This is a genomic window from Streptomyces cavernae, from assembly GCF_004023625.1.
Taxonomy (GTDB): domain Bacteria; phylum Actinomycetota; class Actinomycetes; order Streptomycetales; family Streptomycetaceae; genus Streptomyces; species Streptomyces cavernae.
On sequence record NZ_RPDJ01000005.1, the window covers coordinates 257,882 to 274,254 of the forward strand.

The following is a 16,373-nucleotide window of genomic DNA, read 5'->3' on the forward strand; positions in this document are numbered from 1 at the left end:
CCGCCTTACAGCATAAGGCTACCTTGCCTTACAACATAAGGTTGGCATCCTGACGAAGGGGCTGCGCCATGGACACGGATCAAATGAAAAAGGTCTGCATCGTCGGCGCTTCGGGGAAGCTCGGCCAGTACATGGTCCGGCACGCGCTGGAACGCGGCTACGAGGTGGTCGGCGTGTGCAGGGAACGGAGCGTGCCGAAGCTGGCCGCGTTCGAAGGCCGGATGACCGTCGTCCCCGGACCCACCAACGACCCGGAGGTGATCCGCAGGGCGGTCGCCGGGTGCGACGGGGTTCTGACGGTGCTGGTGCCCTGGGGTGTGCGGCAGTACGCGTCGGGCACGGCGCAGGCGGTGCTCGACCACGCACGGCCGGGCGCGCGCCTGGTCTTCTCCTGCGGCTGGCACATCACGCGCGACGGCAAGGACAAGTACTCGCGGATGTTCACCATGGGCGTCCGGATCGCCGCCGTGCTGGGCAAACTCGTCCGCGCCGTCGAGATCGACGACCAGGTCGAGGCGTGCCGCCGGGTCTTCGCGAGCGACACCCGGTGGACCGTGGTGCGCGGCAGCTCCCTGGAGGAGGGCGAGAGCCAGGGCCTGCCCGTGTGGAGCCGGCACGTGGGCGACCCGGTACTGGCCAGCGACCTGACGCGCCGGGTGGACTTCGCGCTGTTCATGGTGGAAGCCCTCACCAACGACGCGCTCGTCCAGGAGGCCCCGGCGATCGTCGGCTGCCAGACCCCCAGCGCCCTCGCCCACACGGGCGGCTCCCAGGGCCAGGCTTAGCCAGTAGTCCCGTGGCCGGTCCGCCGCTGGCCGGCGGTGCCGCGGTCGGTCCGCCGCATGACCGGCTGACGCAGCTGATCACGGGAGCGGCACGGGCAGTACGATCCCGTCTCATGGTCGTGGACATGGGGCGGGACGGAAGACAGGACACGGTCGAGCTGGTCTACCGGCCGACGCGCGCCGACACCCTCGCGGGCGTCCGGCTGCGTGAGCGCCGTCGGCGCCTCCACCTGGTCCGGTGGGGCTTCACGGCGCTCTTCGGGGCCGGCGCCGTGCTCGTGGTGACCTCACCGGAAAGCTCCGCGCTGTCGTTCGCGACCGCCGTCTTCTGCGCCGCCTGGGTCTGGTCGATCCCCCACATCCAGGCCAACCACGCGCTGCGCACAGTCTCCTGGCAGGGCCAGTACCGCACGTCCGTGAGCGGGACGGGGATCGTGGCCGAAACCGAGCACGCGACGCTCCTGCAGCGCTGGTCGGTCTTCCGCGGGTACCGCGAGACCCGCGACCACGTGGTGCTGCTGAGCCGCGACCCGAACATCCTGCTCGTTGAGGTGCTGCCCAAACGCGGGCTGCACTCCCCGCAGGACGCGGAGCGGCTGCTGGCCCTCCTCAGCCACCATCTGCCCCGCGTCTGACCTCCCTGACCCCCAGGCCACCTTTCGGCCGTCGGCGTCCAGGAAGTCGCTGCTGACGCCGGCCCCGGAACGTGTCGCAGTCCGCGTGCCGCCGTCCATCACAGCACCGCGACGGGGTTGACCGGCGAACCCGTGCCGCCGGGGATGTTCAGCGGCGCGACGACCAGGAGGAACTCGTAGCGGCCCGCTTCCGCGCAGGCGGCGCTGAGCGCTTCGAGGTCGAGGTTGTCCAGCAGCGGCACACCCATCGCCGTGATCGCGAGGGCGTGGACGGGCGAGTGGAGTCCCTCGACCGGCGAGGGCCGCACATCGCTGTCTCCGTCGCCGCCCAGCAGTGCGATACCGCGCTCGGCGAACAGCGGTACGGCGTGGACGTGGAAGCCCGCGCTGGCGTTGTCGGGGTTCCAGGCGCCGAGTTCGGCGCGGCGGCGGACGTGTCCCGAGCGCAGCAGCACCGCGTCGCCGTCCCCGACGGTCACACCGAGCGCCTTCTCCGCGGCGAGCACGTCGTCGGCATGCACGGCCGTGCCGGGTTCCAGCCAGCCGGTGCCGCGCACGGCCGGCAGATCGAGCAGGGCGCCCTTGGTGACGAGGGGGCCGAGGGAGGAGACCGCCCCGAAGTGGGCGCCGGCGGCGTCGACGACCTCGCGCGCGGTACGGCCGTCGTAGAGCTGCCCGCGGTAGGCGATGTGGGAGAGCGCGTCGAGGTGGCTGACGCCCTTGCCGTGGTAGTCGGCGGCGATGAAGTCCTTGTGGCAGGACGGCTCCGGTGCCTCCACGTCACCCAGGTCGGACATGTAGTGCAGCGCGGGCTTGCCGTTGTCGGGGCCGGGCACGGTGTTCCAGGGCAGGGCCAGGGGCACCGTCACGCCGGTGCGGGCCAGGGCGGTGGCCCGTTGGACATGGGCGGGGGTGACCCGGTTCCAGGCGCCGCGGTCGGCCACGGCCGCGTCCCAGCGGCCCCAGGTACGCACCGCGGCGAACAGCGTGTCGAACTCCTCGCGGCTGACCGCGGGCCCGTTGTCGGGAGCGTCGGGGGAAGTGGCCGGCGGGTTGGCCGGAGGGTTGGCGGGACGCTTGGCGGCCGGGGGAGAAGGCCGCGGGTCGCGGGCCTGCGGACTGCTGGTCATCTGTGCTCAGCGCTCCATGACTCGGAGGTGACGTACATCGTTGCCGCTCCCTCCCCGGTGAGGCGTACCGGAAGCTCCGGGGCAAGTGGTCCAGCGTTCCCCGGCTCCCGGCCGCCTGGGCTACGGGCCCTCCGCGGGCCCGAGTCCCAGCTGTGCGCAGGCCAGCAGTGCCACCTCGATGTCCAGGCGGTTCTCCGTGAGCGGGTGGCCGAGTATTTCCTCGGCCCTGCGGACGCGGTAGTGGACGGTGTTCTTGTGGACGTGCATGCGTGCGGCGGCATCGGTGAAGCTGCCGCGCGCGTCGAGGAACACCTGCACGGTCTCGCGCAGCCGGATCGTGGCCTCGTCGTCGCGCATGAGGTCACCGAGGACGCGGGAGGCCCAGGCCCGGACATCGGGCAGGTGATCCACCAGCAGGCCCGCCAGCGCGACCTGGGAGTGCAGGACGAGCGCGCGGTCGGGGGCGGCCCCGCTGACGGCGACGGCCCGGGCGCGCTGTGCGTCCCTGAGAGTCTGCCGGAAACCGTCGAGGCCGGAGGACGGGTCACCGACCGTGATCCGGAGCGCCGGATGCCCGCCCAACTCGCGCTCCAGTCGGCCGGTGTCCAGGACCGGCCTGCCGGTGGAGGAGATCCACGCCCAGTACGTCTGCTCGTCGGCGGAGATCGTGAGCGGGGCGATTCCGGCGGCAGCGCCCAACAACGCCGCACCGGCACCGAGTTCGGCCCGAGTGTGGTCGGGGGAGCCGGGCCTGGTCCAGATGATCGCGGCGAGGTGCCAGCCGCGGAGCGACATCGACAGCATGTGCTCCGCCGACGCTAGATCGAGACCCTCGGTGTCGAGCACGGCCCGGACCTGGGCCGCGCGTGCCGCGTCGGAGCGCGCGTCCCACCGTCTGCGCTCGCTCTCGTAGATGTCGATGAGGCCCTCGATGACCTGGTCGATGTAGCTGTTCGTCAGCAGTGCGATCCGGCTCGTCGTCGTCAAGGCCTCGTCCGTGGGCAGGTGGAGAGACCGCAGGGCGGTCATGGCCCACTGCACGAACATGTGCTCACCGAGGCGGTAGGCGCGGAGCAGGGCCTCCAGGGACAGGTCGTGCTGGGCGAAGCGGCGGGCGTACTCGGCCGCGGCCGGAGGCACGGTGATGTCGTCCAGGGAGATGTTCAGCGCCAGCATGTCGCAGATGGCCCCGAGGTTCGACGAGGTACTGGCGATCATCAGCCGACGGACGGCGTCGTCATGCCGGAACTCCGGGATGACCTCGACGAACATCGACGTCATCTCGGTGGTGAGGCCGTCCAGGTCGGTCTGGATGGCCTTGGCGACATCCCGGACGATTCCGTCCACGTCGGTGCTCATACCGGGACGATACCGGGCGGCCCCGACCACGCGACCCCTTCGTGCACCGGTGGCCGATCCCTTGTGACCGCGGCACAAAGGCACGGGTCCGCACTGGTGCACAAGCCCATGGCCGACCGGGCACGCCGTCCCTACCTTTTCCTCATCGCATTCGTCACTGCGACTCGATGGTGAGGAAAACGTGCAGCACATCGCCGAATTGCCGGACGCCCGGGCCTGCCGGAATCCCATGGGTCCCTGTATTGCGGACGATCACGAGCAGCTGGACAACCGGACTTTTCTGCGGCGGGTGCGGAAAGCGGCGGCTGCCCTGCGCGGACACGGAATAGGCGCCGATGACGTGGTCGCGGTGATTCTGCCGAACCGCCTGGAACTCGTCGTCGTCATGTTCGCAGTCTGGCGTCTGGGCGCGGCGGTCACGCCCGTCAATCCGGAACTCACCGATGCGGAGGCGCGCCATCAGATCGAGGATTCCGCGGCGAAGGTGGTGATCACCGACGGCACCACCGCACGCGCGTTCCCGACCCTCGACGTGTCCGCCCTGTCCGCCCTGTCCGCCCTGTCCGCCGAAGCGGCGGAGGACGAGGCCGGCACCGTCGTCCAGGTGCCGGACCGTCTCGCCCTGATCATCTACACCAGCGGGACCACGGGCCGCCCCAAGGGCGTGATGCTCGACCACGCCAACGTCGCCGCGATGTGCCGGATGATCATCGATGGCCTGGGACTGGACGGCACCGATCACAGCCTGCTGGTCCTGCCGCTGTTCCACGTCAACGGGATCGTGGTGAGCGTGCTGTCGCCGCTGCTGGCCGGCGGTCGGACGACGATCGCCGGCCGGTTCAGGGCGCCGGAGTTCCTCTTCGCCGTCGAGCGCGCCCGGCCCACGTACTTCTCCGCGGTGCCGGCGATCTACGCCAGGCTCGTGTCACTGCCCGACGACGTGCGTCCGGACACCGCGTCCCTGCGCCGCGTGGTCTGCGGGGCCGCGCCCATGCCCGCGGAGCTGATCGCCCGGTTCGAGGACCGGTTCGGGGTGCCGGTCGTCGAGGGATACGGACTGTCCGAGGGCACCTGTGCCTCGACACTGAACCCGCCCAACGGTCCGCGCAAACCCGGGACGGTCGGACTGCCGCTGCCCGGACAGTCGGTCGCGGTGATGGACGGCGACGGCCACCTGCTCGACGACGGAGCGGTGGGCGAGGTCGTGGTCCGGGGCCCGAACGTGATGCGCGGCTACCTCGGGCTGCCGGAGGAGACGGCCAGGACCGTCGTCGACGGCTGGCTGCACACCGGCGACGTCGGCCGCTTCGACGAGGACGGCTACCTGGTCCTGGTCGACCGGATCAAGGACATGATCATCCGCGGCGGGGAGAACATCTACCCCAAGGAGATCGAGAACGTCCTGCACGCCCACCCGGCCGTGCTGGAGGCGGCGGTCGTCGGCTCACCCCATCCGGTGCTCGGCGAAGTCCCGGTCGCCCACGTCGTACCGCTGCCGGGCGTCGCGGTCACCCCCGAGGAACTCGTCGAACACTGCCGCGGCTCGCTGTCCCGGATCAAGGTGCCGGTCTCGGTCCTCGTCACCGAGGCACTGCCGCGGAACCCGGTGGGGAAGATCGACAAACGGCGGCTCCGAGTCCTCGTCGCAGATTCCTGAAAGTCCGCGCGCCGCAATACCAAGTATTCGTGAACACCCGGTGATTACCGGGAGCCGGACCAGCGCGCTCCAAAACCGATGAGAGAGGTAGTTTCCATGGGATTCAAAACAGGCGACTTTCCGCCGGTCGATCAGGAGACTTTCCTGGAAAAGCCTCTCCAGGAACGCCTCCGAACACTGGCCCTGCACTGGGTGGAATACGGTTTCGGCACGCCGAAGATGATTCCGGCGATCTATGTGTGCAAAGTGCTCTTCCTGTACGTCCTCACCGGTACCGCACTGACCACGTGGACCTCCGGCGTCGGCCCCTTCTGGGACGTGGCGCACTGGTGGAACGAGCCGATCGTCTACCAGAAGCTGGTCCTGTGGACGGTGTTCCTGGAGGCGGTCGGAGTGGCCGGGTCCTGGGGCCCGATCGCCGGCAAGTTCAGGCCGATGACCGGGGGCATCCTGTTCTGGGCCCGGCCGGGCACGATCCGGTTGCGGCCCTGGAAGCGGGTCCCCTTCACCGGCGGCCACCGCCGTACGGCCGCCGACGTGCTGCTCTACGTGGCCTTCCTGGCATCCCTGCTCACGGCCGTCGCGCTGCCCGGCGCGCCGAGCGCGTCACTCACCGAGGCACTGCCGGACAACACCTCCGGACTGGTGCGCCCGGCGCTGCTGATCGCGCCGATCGTGCTGTACCTGGTCAACGGTGTGCGGGACAAGACGATCTTCCTCGCGGCCCGGGGTGAGCAGTACCTGCCGGCGCTGGTGTTCTTCGCCGTCCTGCCGTTCACGGACATGATCGTCGCCGGGAAGCTGCTGATCTGCGTGGTCTGGATCGGCGCCGGGGTGTCCAAGTTCGGGTCGCACTTCACGCATGTGGTCCCGCCCATGGTCTCCAACAGCCCCTGTGTACCGGCGAAGTGGCTGAAGCGGCTCAACTACCGCGACTTCCCCCGTGACATCCGACCGTCGAGGAACGCCTCGCTCCTCGCGCACATCGGCGGGACGACCGTGGAGATCATCACCCCTCTGGTGCTGCTGTTCTCCACCGACCCCCGGCTCACCCTGGCCGGCGCGGCGTTGATGGTCGTGTTCCACCTGTTCATCACCTCCACCTTCCCGCTGGCGGTGCCACTGGAGTGGAACGTCCTCTTCGCCTACCTCTCGGTCTTCCTGTTCCTCGGCTTCCCCGCCCAGGACGGCTACGGCATCGGCGACATGTCCTCGCCGTGGCCGGCCGCCGGTGTCACCGCCGCGCTGGTGTTCTTCCCGGTCCTCGGAAACCTGCGCCCCGACCTGGTGTCCTTCCTGCCATCGATGCGGCAGTACGCGGGCAACTGGGCCTCCGCGCTATGGGTGTTCGCGCCCGGCGCGGAGCAGAAGCTGAACTCACTGCCGCACCGGCCGACGACGAACCAGGTCGACCAGCTCCAGGCGATGGGCTATCCCCCGGCGGTCGCCGAGATCACCATGCAGCAGACCATCGCCTGGCGGTCGATGCACAGTCAGGGCCGCGGACTGTTCTCAGTGCTGATGAAGAACCTGCCCGACCTGGACCGGCGTACCGTGCGCGAGGCCGAGTTCGGGTGCAACTCCCTGATCGGCTTCAACTTCGGCGACGGTCATCTGCACAACCTGGATCTCATCAACGCCGTGCAGTCCCAAGTGGGGTTCGCCCCGGGGGAGTGGATCATCGTGTGGGTGGAGTCGCAGGCCATTCACCGTGGAACACAGCACTACCAGGTGATCGACGCCGCGCTCGGTGTGGTCGAGCGCGGTACGTGGAAGGTCGCCGACGCCGTCGCGGAACAGCCCTGGCTGCCGAACGGCCCGATCCCGCTCGACGTCACCTGGACCCGCGAGCAGCAGCCGGCCACCCCGCCCACCGCCCGGGCCGGCACCACATGAGTACGGCAACCGTGGTCGGCGCGGGCCCCAACGGGCTCGCCGCCGCCCTCGCCCTGGCCCGCGCGGGGGTGCGCGTCACGGTGCTGGAGGCGGCCGACGACATCGGCGGTGGCACCCGCTCCAGTGAGGCGATTCTTCCCGGCCTGCTGCACGACCACTGCTCGGCCATCCACCCCATGGCCGTCGGATCGCCCTTCCTGCGCAGCCTGGACCTGGAGCGGTACGGGCTGCGGTGGACATGGCCGGAGATCGACTGCGTCCACCCGCTCGACGGCGGCACCGCGGGGGTGCTGCACCGCTCGGTCGCCGGGACCGCCGCCGGTCTCGGCCCGGACGGCGAGCGCTGGCGCCACCTGTTCGAGGGCCCGTCGGCGGCGTACGACAGCCTCAGCGACGACATCCTCGGCCCGCTCCTGCGCTTCCCCCGGCGCCCGCTCCGCCTCGCCCGCTTCGGCATCCCCGCACTGGCGCCCGCGTCGCTGCTGGCGAAGCTGTTCACGACCGAGGAGGCCAGGGCCCTGTTCGGCGGGATCGCCGCACACGCCTTCCACCCGCTGAACCGCCCCCTCAGCGCCGCCATCGGCCTCGGCATCATCACCGCGGGGCACCGGTACGGCTGGGCCGTGGCCGAGGGCGGCTCACGCCGCATCACCGACGCCATGGCCGCGCTGCTGCTCGATCTCGGCGGCAGGATCGAGACCGGAACGCGGGTGCGATCGGTCTCCGCGCTGCCGGAAGCGGACGTGACCGTGTGGGACGTGACGCCCACGGCCCTCGCCGACATCCTGGGCGATCTGCTGCCGGGCCGCATCGCACGGGCCTACCGGCGGTTCCGGTACGGCCCCGGCGCGTTCAAGGTCGACTTCGCGGTCGAGGGCGGGGTCCCCTGGACCGCCGCGGCGGCACGGCGGGCAGGCACCGTGCACGTCGGCGGCACGTACGAGGAGATCGCCGCCGGGGAGCGCGACATCCACGCCGGACGGATGCCCGAGCGGCCGTTCGTCCTGGTCGGCCAGCAGTATCTGGCCGACCCCTCCCGATCGGTCGGCGAGGTGCACCCGGTGTGGACGTACGCCCACGTCCCCCACGGCTACACGGGCGACGCGACCGCGGCGATCACCGCCCAGATCGAACGCTTCGCCCCGGGATTCCGGGACCGGATCATCGGCACCGAAGTCCGCACGACACCCGGATTCGCCGAGTACAACCCCAACTACGTCGGCGGCAACATCATGACCGGCGCCAAGGACATCACCCAGCTGCTCCTCGGACCACGCCCCACCCTCCAGCCGTACGACGTCGGACTCCCCGGCCACTTCCTGTGCTCCGCGGCCACCCCGCCCGGTCCCGGAGCACACGGGATGTGCGGCGCCAACGCCGCCGCACGGGCCCTGCGCCACCTGGGACATCAGGAGCGCCCCGTGCGTCAGGCCGCGGGCTGAACCAGGCCGGACTCGTAGGCGAAGGCCACCGCCTGGACACGGGCGCGGGCGCCGATCTTGGCGAGGATATGGCTGACGTGGGACTTGACGGTGGTCGGGGAGATGGACAGCCACGCCGCGATCTCGGCGTTGGACCAGCCCGACGCGACAGCGGTGAGGACGTCACGTTCGCGCCCGGTGAGGGTGCCGAGTTCGACGTCCCGGGTCAGGGGGCGGGTGGTGCGCTGCCGGCGGACGGCGTCGATGAGCGCCCGGGTCAGTCCCGGGGTGATGACGGCGTCTCCGGCGGCCACGACCCGGATGGCCGCGGTCAGCTCGTCAGGGGCGGCGTCGTTGAGGAGGAACCCAGCGGCTCCGGCGCGCAGGGCGGCGGAGGCGTATCCCTCGTCCTCGGTGGGAGTCAGCACCAGTACACGCGGTGGGCGCTCTTCCGCGCCGGCGGGTTCGGGTGACCGGGGGAGGAGTGGGGGCCGTGCGACGCGCCGGATGATCTCGACACCGTTCGTCCCGGAGGGGCGGTCGGCCATCAGGACGACGTCGGGACGGAGCGTTGCGCTCAGCCGGACCGCCTCGGCTCCGGTCGCCGCTTCGCCGACGACGGCCAGGTCGGGCTCGGCGGCCAGGAGCATCCGGAGGCCGACGCGTTGCAGGGACTGGTCGTTGACGATGAGTACGGAGACCATGCCTGTCTTCTCCATGCTGGACGAGGGGGTGAACACCGACTTCGCCGACGGGACGAGCACGGCGACACGGTGATGCACACCCCGCTAGGAACGAAACTGTTTCGTTCACTTAGGGCCACACTAGTCCTGCCGTTGTCGAAACGGCATCGTTCTCGTCGTGGTTTGAGTCACATCGGGAGATGAGGTCGCGCGGTCTGACGGCTGTCGGATCCAGGTGTGATCCGACGCCTGTCAAGCAAGGTTCTCGAGCATGGGTCGGACGGGGAACACGCCCTCCGGGTCGAGGCCGTTGACCGGTTCGTCGAGCATGACGATCGCCGGGGCGCCGAGGAGAGCCGCGGCGACGCCGAGCCGCTGACCCATGCCGAGGGAGAAGGCACCCAACCGCTTGCCGGCCACACTGGTCAGCCCGGCCAGCTCGATGGCCTCGTCCACCCGGCGGCGCGGAATGCCGTGGGTGTGCGCGAGCGCCATCAGATGGTTGACCGCCGTACGCCCCGGATGCACGGACTTGGCCTCCAACAGGGTGCCGATCTCGTGCAACGGTGCGGCGTGCCTGGCGTACGAGCGCCCGTTGACGGTGACCGAGCCGGCGGTGGGGGAGTCCAGACCGATGATCACGCGCATGGTCGTGGACTTGCCCGCACCGTTGGGGCCCAGGAAGCCGGTCACCTCAGCCGGCTTGACGGGGGAACTCAAGTGGTCGACGACGGTCTTGTCCCCGTACCGCTTCGTCAGTTCACGTGCCTCGATCATGGCTGTCGGCCTTCCTCGCCTCGACATCCCGCCACGGACGAGCACCGCGGCCTTCGCGTTCGAAGCTACGAGTCCGGCCGGCCCGGACCGTGGGACCGCAGGGGACTCTTCGGAGGCCGAGTGGTACCGCGGACCACTCGCCCCGGACGGCCTTCACCCACGGGGTGTCGTTCGGGTCACCCCGGTGAGACACCCCTGGGGCCCGCCCGTATACCTACCTGGACGTAGAGTTTCGCTGTCCGGTGCCCGAGTGCGCCGGACACTCGTGAGCGGCTGACCGGTCGGTGCGGCCTGGGTGGGGAGATTGGGGCGCCTGTGGGCGGTAGGGGACAACGGCGTGCCGGTGGCGGATCGATGCGACTGACCAGGCGGGGCCGGATCCTCGCCTGGGTCGCGGGGGCGTGCGCCGTGCTGATCCTCGGTGCGGCCGGGGTCGGCGCCTGGATCTACCAGAACCTGGACGGCAACATCCAGGCCGCCGACCTCGACAACAAGCTCGGCGAGGACCGTCCGGCCAACCTCAGCCCGGGGTCGAAGAACATCCTGGTCGTCGGCTCGGACAGCCGGGAGGGGGCCAACGCCGAGTACGGCAAGGACCTGACCACCATGCAGTCGGACACCCTGATGGTGCTGCATGTCCCGGCGGACCGGAAATGGGCGACCGTGGTGTCCTTCCCGCGTGACTCCTGGGTGGTGCTGCCCGAGTGCGACCGGGGCAACGGCACCAAGTCAGCCCCCCACCACGCGAAGATCAACGAGGCGTTCGCGATCGGTGGCACCAGCGGCAAGGTGGCCGACGCCGCCGCCTGCACCATCAAGACGGTCGAGGCGAGCACCGGTCTGCGCATCGACCACTTCATGTCCGTCGACTTCCAGGGCTTCAAGGGAATGGTCAACGCCCTGGGCGGCATCGAGGTCTGTCCCGAGCAGGCCATCCGCGACAAGAAGGCACGCCTGAACCTGCAAGCCGGCTGCCAGACCATCAAGGACGAGAAGGCGCTGGGTTACGTGCGCACCCGCTACAGCGTCGGCGACGGCTCCGACATCGGGCGCATCGGCCGCCAGCAGGAGTTCATGGAGGCGCTCGCCGCGAAGGCGCAGACCAAGCTGACCAGCCCCAACTCCCTCTACGGTTTCCTGGATTCGGCGACCAAGTCCCTGACCACGGATCAGGAACTCGCCGGCATCAAGCAGTTGTACGGTCTCGCTTCCGAACTCAAGGGCATACCGCGCGACCGGCTCACCTTCGTCACCGTCCCCAACTATCCGCGCGAGGCGGATGTGGTCACGGACAAGGCGAACATCGTGTGGCAGTACCCGCAGGCCGCCGACCTGTTCACCTCCCTGGCCAAGGACAAGGAGGTCGTCAAGAAGGATTTCCAGGCCGCCGTCAAGGACTTGGTCTACGCGTCCGCCGTACGCGTCCAGGTCCTCAACGGCACCGGCATCCCGGGCCGCGCCGCCGCCGTCGCCGGGAAAATGCGCGAGGCCGGCTTCACCGTGGCCGGCACGGGCAACGCACCCGAGACCGCTCGTAGCACCACGGTCACCTACCCGCAGTCCCTGCGGAAGCAGGCGAGGGTGCTGGCTTCCCGGCTGCCCGGCGCCCGCGCCTCGCAGGACGCGGACGCCGCCGCGGGCGTGGTCACTCTCGTCGTGGGGACCGACCTCGGCCTCGACGACATCAGGTGACACCGGCCGGTCCGGGCCTCGGTCAGGTTCCGACGTAGTCCGCGAGGTGTTCGCCGGTCAGGGTGGAGCGGGCGGCGACCAGTCCGGCCGGTGTGCCCTCGAAGACGATCCGGCCGCCGTCGTGGCCGGCACCGGGGCCGAGGTCGATGATCCAGTCGGCGTGCGCCATGACCGCCTGGTGGTGCTCGACGACGATGACCGACTTGCCGGAGTCGACGAGCCGGTCGAGCAGACCGAGCAACTGCTCGACGTCGGCCAGGTGCAGTCCGGCGGTCGGCTCGTCGAGGACGTAGACACCGCCCTTGTCGGCCATGTGCGTGGCCAGCTTTAGCCGCTGCCGCTCGCCGCCGGACAGCGTGGTCAGCGGCTGGCCGAGAGTGAGGTAGCCGAGGCCGACGTCGGCGAGGCGGCCCAGGATGCGGTGCGCGGCCGGGGTGGCGGCCTCCCCGCTGCCGAAGAACTCCTCGGCCTCCGTCACCGACATCGCGAGCACCTCACTGATGTCACGACCGGCGAGCCGGTACTCCAGCACCGACGGCTGGAACCGCTTCCCCTCGCAGTCCTCGCAGGGGGTGTCGACGCCGGCCATCATCCCCAGGTCGACGTAGATGACACCGGCGCCGTTGCAGGTGGGGCAGGCGCCCTCGGAGTTGGCGCTGAACAACGCCGGGCTCACCCCGTTGACCTTCGCGAACGCCTTCCGGATCGGATCGAGCAGTCCCGTGTACGTCGCCGGGTTGCTCCGCCGCGAGCCGCGGATCGGCGTCTGGTCCACCGACACCACACCCTCCGGCGCCGGGATGGACCCGTGGATGAGTGAACTCTTGCCGGAGCCGGCGACGCCGGTGACGACGCAGAGCACACCGAGCGGGATGTCGACGTCGACGCCGCGGAGGTTGTTCGTCGTCGCGCCGCGGATCGGAAGCCGGCCGGTGGGCTCGCGCACCGTCTCCTTGAGCGTGGCACGGTCGTCGAGGTGGCGGCCGGTGACGGTGTCGCTCGCCGGCAGCCCCTCGACGGAGCCCTCGAAGCAGACGGTGCCGCCCTCCGTCCCCGCGCCGGGGCCGAGGTCGACCACGTGGTCGGCGATCGCGATCGTCTCCGGCTTGTGCTCCACCACGAGCACCGTGTTGCCCTTGTCGCGCAGCCGCAGCAGCAGCTCGTTCATCCGCTGGATGTCGTGCGGGTGCAGGCCGATGGTGGGCTCGTCGAAGACGTAGGTGACGTCGGTGAGCGAGGAACCGAGGTGGCGGATCATCTTGACGCGCTGCGCCTCGCCGCCCGAGAGGGTGCCCGTCGGCCGGTCGAGCGCGAGATAGCCGAGGCCGATCTCCGTGAACGAGTCGAGGGTGTGCTGGAGCGCGGTGAGCAGCGGCGCCACCGACGGCTCCTCGAGGCCGCGGATCCAGGCGGCCAGGTCGCGGATCTCCATCGCACAGGCGTCGGCGATGCTGATCCCCTTGATCTTCGACGATCTGGCCCCCGCGCTGAGCCGGGTGCCGTCGCACTCGGGACAAGTGGTGAAGGTGACCGCCCGCTCCACGAACGCCCGGATGTGCGGCTGCATCGCCTCCTTGTCCTTGGACAGGAACGACTTCTGGATCTTGGGGATCAGCCCCTCGTAGGTGAGGTTGACGCCGTTGACCTTGACCTTGGTCGGCTCCCGGTAGAGGAAGTCGTGCATCTCCTTCTTGGTGAACCTGCGGATCGGTTTGTTCGGGTCGAGGAATCCGGAATTGGCGTAGAGCCCCACGGTCCACACGTTGTCCGACTTCCAGCCCGGGATGGTGAACGCGCCCTCCGCGATGGACTTGGAGTCGTCGTAGAGCTGGGTGAGGTCGATGTCGGAGACCTTGCCCCGGCCCTCACAGCGATTGCACATGCCGCCGGTGCGCTCGTAGGTCGCCTTCTGGGCCTTGGTCTTGGCGCCGCGCTCGACCGTGATCGCACCGCTCGCCCGGACCGAGGCGGTGTTGAAGGAGTACGCGCTGGGCGGGCCGATGTGCGGCCGCGCGAGCCGGCTGAAGAGGATGCGCAGCATCGCATTGGCGTCGGTGGCGGTGCCGACCGTGGAGCGGGGGTCGGCGCCCATCCGCTGCTGGTCGACGATGATCGCGGTCGTCAGCCCGTCCAGTACGTCGACCTCCGGCCGGGCCGGCGTCGGCATGAAGCCCTGCACGAAGGCGCTGTAGGTCTCGTTGATCAGCCGCTGCGACTCCGCGGCGATCGTGCCGAACACCAGCGAACTCTTGCCCGAGCCCGAGACGCCGGTGAACACCGTCAGCCGGCGCTTGGGGATCTCGACGCTGACGTCCTTGAGGTTGTTCACGCGCGCGCCGTGCACGCGGATCAGATCGTGACTGTCGGCAACGTGCGGCGCAGGTGACTGCGTGTCCGTCCTCGTGGCCATGCTCATGCTGTCTCCATCTGTTACGTGTGACCGCTGTTCTGCGGGACCGCCTCCCGGCCCTGCGGTCCACCGCCCGGCACCAGCCCGTTCGCGCGAACGGTGACGTCCATGCCGGTCACATTAGGCGGCGCTCGGGGGCCGGCGCTTCTCGAATCCTGATCAATCCGGCCACCGGAACCGCACGTCGTCCTGATACGGGGTGACCGCCGCCTCACGGTCCGTGCTGGTGCACGGCCTCGGGAGGGAGGGGCCCGGGACGTAGGCGGAGGCCAGCCAGGGCACCCGCGCGTCCCGGTCCGCCGCCGGCACCGGCACCAGGCCCGGCCCGGAGACCGCCCGGGACGCACGGACCTCGCGCGCGAACCGTTCCCGGAAGCCGGGAACGTCGGCTATCTCCGCGTACACCACCTTGACCGCCACGATCCGGCCGTCCGGCGCCCGCCCGAGATACACACAGCCCGTGCCGTCCTTTCCGAGGCGGTGCGACAACCGGTACTCGCCCACCCGCCGCGGATCGTCGTCGGCCAACGCCTGCACTCTCAACGCCCCCGCTGGACAGCGCACTTGGACGATGTGCAGATGCTGACACCGCCGCCTCACTCGCGCCACCGCGCACACCGCGCGAAACACGGACGTCTCGGATGCGGACGCTTCGGCCGCCACGGACAACCCTCCCTGCCGTCGGTTCGCGGGGCGAGGCGTAGCCCGGCCGTGTGAGCTGCCCGGCCGAAATGCGGCTGGGCGGCGCGCCGGTCCGGACCGCCCGTGGCACCGGGTGCTTACGTCTGGGGGCCGGGCGTGCGCCGGCTCCTGTGACCGGCATGCCGGCGGGTACCCGGCCTTTGATGTGCGCCGCCCGTTCCCCGAGGGCGTGCCGTCCGCATCGCCCGAGGGGCGTCCCGTCCGAAGTGCCCAAGGAGGAATCGTGGTGGCAGGGAGTGCCGACGCGAACCGTCAGACCGACCACGCGCAGCTTCTCAGGGGCCAGAAAGCGCTGGTGACCGGTGCGAACTCGGGCATCGGTCTGGCGACCGCCATCGCCCTGGGCCGCGCCGGAGCGGACGTCGTGGTCAACTACGTCGTCGGTGAGGACGAGGCCCACAAGGTCGTGGAGCAGATCGAGGGCTTCGGCGTCCGCGCCTATGCCCACCAGGCCGATGTGTCCGACGAGGACCAGGTGACCGCCATGGTCGCGCGGATGGTCGAGGAGTACGGCACGATCGACATCATGGTGGCCAACGCCGGCCTCCAGCGTGACGCGCCGCTGGCGCAGATGACGCTCGCCCAGTGGCGCAAGGTCATCGACGTCAATCTGACCGGCCAGTTCCTGTGCGCGCGGGAGGCCGCCAAGGAGTTCGTGCGGCGCGGTGTGGTGGAGGAGGTGTCCCGTTCGGCGGGAAAGATCATCTGCATGAGCTCGGTCCACCAGACCATCCCGTGGGCGGGGCATGTGAACTACGCGTCCTCCAAGGGCGGGGTCGGGATGCTGATGCAGACCCTCGCCCAGGAGCTGGCCCCCCACCGGATCAGGGTGAACGCGGTGGCGCCCGGCGCCATCCGCACACCGATCAACCGCGACGCCTGGTCCACCCCCGAGGCCGAGGCCGAGCTCCTGCGGCTGATCCCGTACGGCCGTGTCGGCGACCCGGAGGACATCGCCCGCGCCGTCGTCGCCCTGGCGTCCGACCTGTTCGACTACGTCGTCGGCAGCACGCTCTACGTCGACGGCGGAATGACCCTCTTCCCCGGCTTCGCCACCGGAGGCTGATCCGAGCCTCGCGGCGGGACGGGCTCGACGAGCTGGACCAGGTCCTGTTCGCCCCCACCCGCTCCTCCGGAGGCCTCCTGATAGGTTCGCCCGTCATGGACACGCCGTTACGCCCTGCCGGCGAACTTCCCGCCGATCCCGGAAGGCTGCGACTCGACTA

Annotated in this window: 12 protein-coding genes and 1 pseudogene; 7 read left to right on the forward strand and 6 right to left on the reverse strand. The window is 70.1% G+C overall.

Translation table 11 applies throughout. From position 1 onward, the window contains the following. Window positions 1-68: 68 nt before the first annotated feature. On the forward strand, window positions 69-785 hold the full coding sequence (locus EF387_RS15730) for an NAD(P)-dependent oxidoreductase (protein WP_128377162.1): 717 nt from the start codon (window positions 69-71) through the stop codon (window positions 783-785). Window positions 786-898: 113 nt separating this feature from the next. Beyond that, complete coding sequence (locus EF387_RS15735) at window positions 899-1,420, forward strand: YcxB family protein (RefSeq protein WP_128377163.1); 522 nt, start codon at window positions 899-901, stop codon at window positions 1,418-1,420. A 98-nt stretch (window positions 1,421-1,518) separates the two neighbouring features. Here the strand turns inward: EF387_RS15735 and EF387_RS15740 are convergent, their stop codons facing one another. Both EF387_RS15740 and EF387_RS15745 read right to left on the reverse strand, forming a co-directional pair. Then, window positions 1,519-2,550 (reverse strand): cyclase family protein, encoded by a 1,032-nt coding sequence (locus EF387_RS15740; RefSeq protein ID WP_128377164.1) that lies wholly within the window; start codon window positions 2,548-2,550, stop codon window positions 1,519-1,521. Window positions 2,551-2,670: 120 nt separating this feature from the next. Further along, window positions 2,671-3,909 (reverse strand): RsbRD N-terminal domain-containing protein, encoded by a 1,239-nt coding sequence (locus EF387_RS15745; RefSeq protein ID WP_128377165.1) that lies wholly within the window; start codon window positions 3,907-3,909, stop codon window positions 2,671-2,673. 181 nt (window positions 3,910-4,090) lie between these two features. Between EF387_RS15745 and EF387_RS15750 the strand changes: the two genes are divergently transcribed. From EF387_RS15750 to EF387_RS15760, 3 genes are all read left to right on the forward strand, one after another. Next, the gene (locus EF387_RS15750) at window positions 4,091-5,566 is read left to right on the forward strand and encodes a class I adenylate-forming enzyme family protein (protein ID WP_128377166.1); all 1,476 of its coding nucleotides are present in this window, start codon (window positions 4,091-4,093) and stop codon (window positions 5,564-5,566) included. A 96-nt stretch (window positions 5,567-5,662) separates the two neighbouring features. Continuing rightward, a complete protein-coding gene (locus EF387_RS15755; protein WP_128377167.1) occupies window positions 5,663-7,462 on the forward strand; it encodes a DUF3556 domain-containing protein in 1,800 nt (599 codons plus the stop codon). Further along, entirely contained in the window at window positions 7,459-8,904 is a 1,446-nt protein-coding gene (locus EF387_RS15760) for a phytoene desaturase family protein (RefSeq protein ID WP_128377168.1), read from the forward strand. Before EF387_RS15755 ends, EF387_RS15760 begins: the two co-directional genes overlap by 4 nt. Here the strand turns inward: EF387_RS15760 and EF387_RS15765 are convergent. Both EF387_RS15765 and EF387_RS15770 read right to left on the reverse strand, forming a co-directional pair. Further along, window positions 8,889-9,587, reverse strand: a complete 699-nt coding sequence (locus EF387_RS15765; protein ID WP_128377319.1) for a LuxR C-terminal-related transcriptional regulator — start codon at window positions 9,585-9,587, stop codon at window positions 8,889-8,891. The two genes, EF387_RS15760 and EF387_RS15765, sit on opposite strands and share 16 nt — an antisense overlap. Window positions 9,588-9,821: 234 nt before the next feature. Next, window positions 9,822-10,343, reverse strand: a pseudogene (locus EF387_RS15770) (ATP-binding cassette domain-containing protein); the annotation flags it as partial. Window positions 10,344-10,697: 354 nt separating this feature from the next. Between EF387_RS15770 and EF387_RS15775 the strand changes: the two are divergent. Next, window positions 10,698-12,035, forward strand: coding sequence for an LCP family protein (locus EF387_RS15775; RefSeq protein ID WP_128377169.1), 1,338 nt, complete (start codon window positions 10,698-10,700; stop codon window positions 12,033-12,035). Window positions 12,036-12,057: 22 nt separating this feature from the next. Here EF387_RS15775 and EF387_RS15780 read toward each other — a convergent pair whose 3' ends face one another. Further along, window positions 12,058-14,451: an ATP-binding cassette domain-containing protein gene (locus EF387_RS15780; protein ID WP_128377170.1), complete on the reverse strand. Its 2,394-nt coding sequence runs from the start codon at window positions 14,449-14,451 to the stop codon at window positions 12,058-12,060. Window positions 14,452-14,604: 153 nt separating this feature from the next. Then, complete coding sequence (locus EF387_RS15785) at window positions 14,605-14,973, reverse strand: protein kinase family protein (protein WP_128377171.1); 369 nt, start codon at window positions 14,971-14,973, stop codon at window positions 14,605-14,607. Window positions 14,974-15,373: 400 nt separating this feature from the next. Here EF387_RS15785 and EF387_RS15790 point away from each other — a divergent pair, with 400 nt between their 5' ends. Next, the gene (locus EF387_RS15790) at window positions 15,374-16,213 is read left to right on the forward strand and encodes an SDR family oxidoreductase (RefSeq protein ID WP_128377320.1); all 840 of its coding nucleotides are present in this window, start codon (window positions 15,374-15,376) and stop codon (window positions 16,211-16,213) included. Window positions 16,214-16,373: the final 160 nt, after the last annotated feature.

What these genes read in the sequence shown, in the direction of transcription:
- EF387_RS15730 (WP_128377162.1), top strand. Translation starts at nt 69, where the DNA reads ATGGACACGGATCAAATGAAAAAGGTCTGCATCGTCGGCGCTTCGGGG.
- EF387_RS15780 (WP_128377170.1), bottom strand. Translation starts at nt 14,451, where the DNA reads ATGAGCATGGCCACGAGGACGGACACGCAGTCACCTGCGCCGCACGTT.
- EF387_RS15740 (WP_128377164.1), bottom strand. Translation starts at nt 2,550, where the DNA reads ATGACCAGCAGTCCGCAGGCCCGCGACCCGCGGCCTTCTCCCCCGGCC.
- EF387_RS15775 (WP_128377169.1), top strand. Translation starts at nt 10,698, where the DNA reads ATGCGACTGACCAGGCGGGGCCGGATCCTCGCCTGGGTCGCGGGGGCG.
- EF387_RS15745 (WP_128377165.1), bottom strand. Translation starts at nt 3,909, where the DNA reads ATGAGCACCGACGTGGACGGAATCGTCCGGGATGTCGCCAAGGCCATC.
- EF387_RS15735 (WP_128377163.1), top strand. Translation starts at nt 899, where the DNA reads ATGGTCGTGGACATGGGGCGGGACGGAAGACAGGACACGGTCGAGCTG.
- EF387_RS15755 (WP_128377167.1), top strand. Translation starts at nt 5,663, where the DNA reads ATGGGATTCAAAACAGGCGACTTTCCGCCGGTCGATCAGGAGACTTTC.
- EF387_RS15765 (WP_128377319.1), bottom strand. Translation starts at nt 9,587, where the DNA reads ATGGTCTCCGTACTCATCGTCAACGACCAGTCCCTGCAACGCGTCGGC.
- EF387_RS15760 (WP_128377168.1), top strand. Translation starts at nt 7,459, where the DNA reads ATGAGTACGGCAACCGTGGTCGGCGCGGGCCCCAACGGGCTCGCCGCC.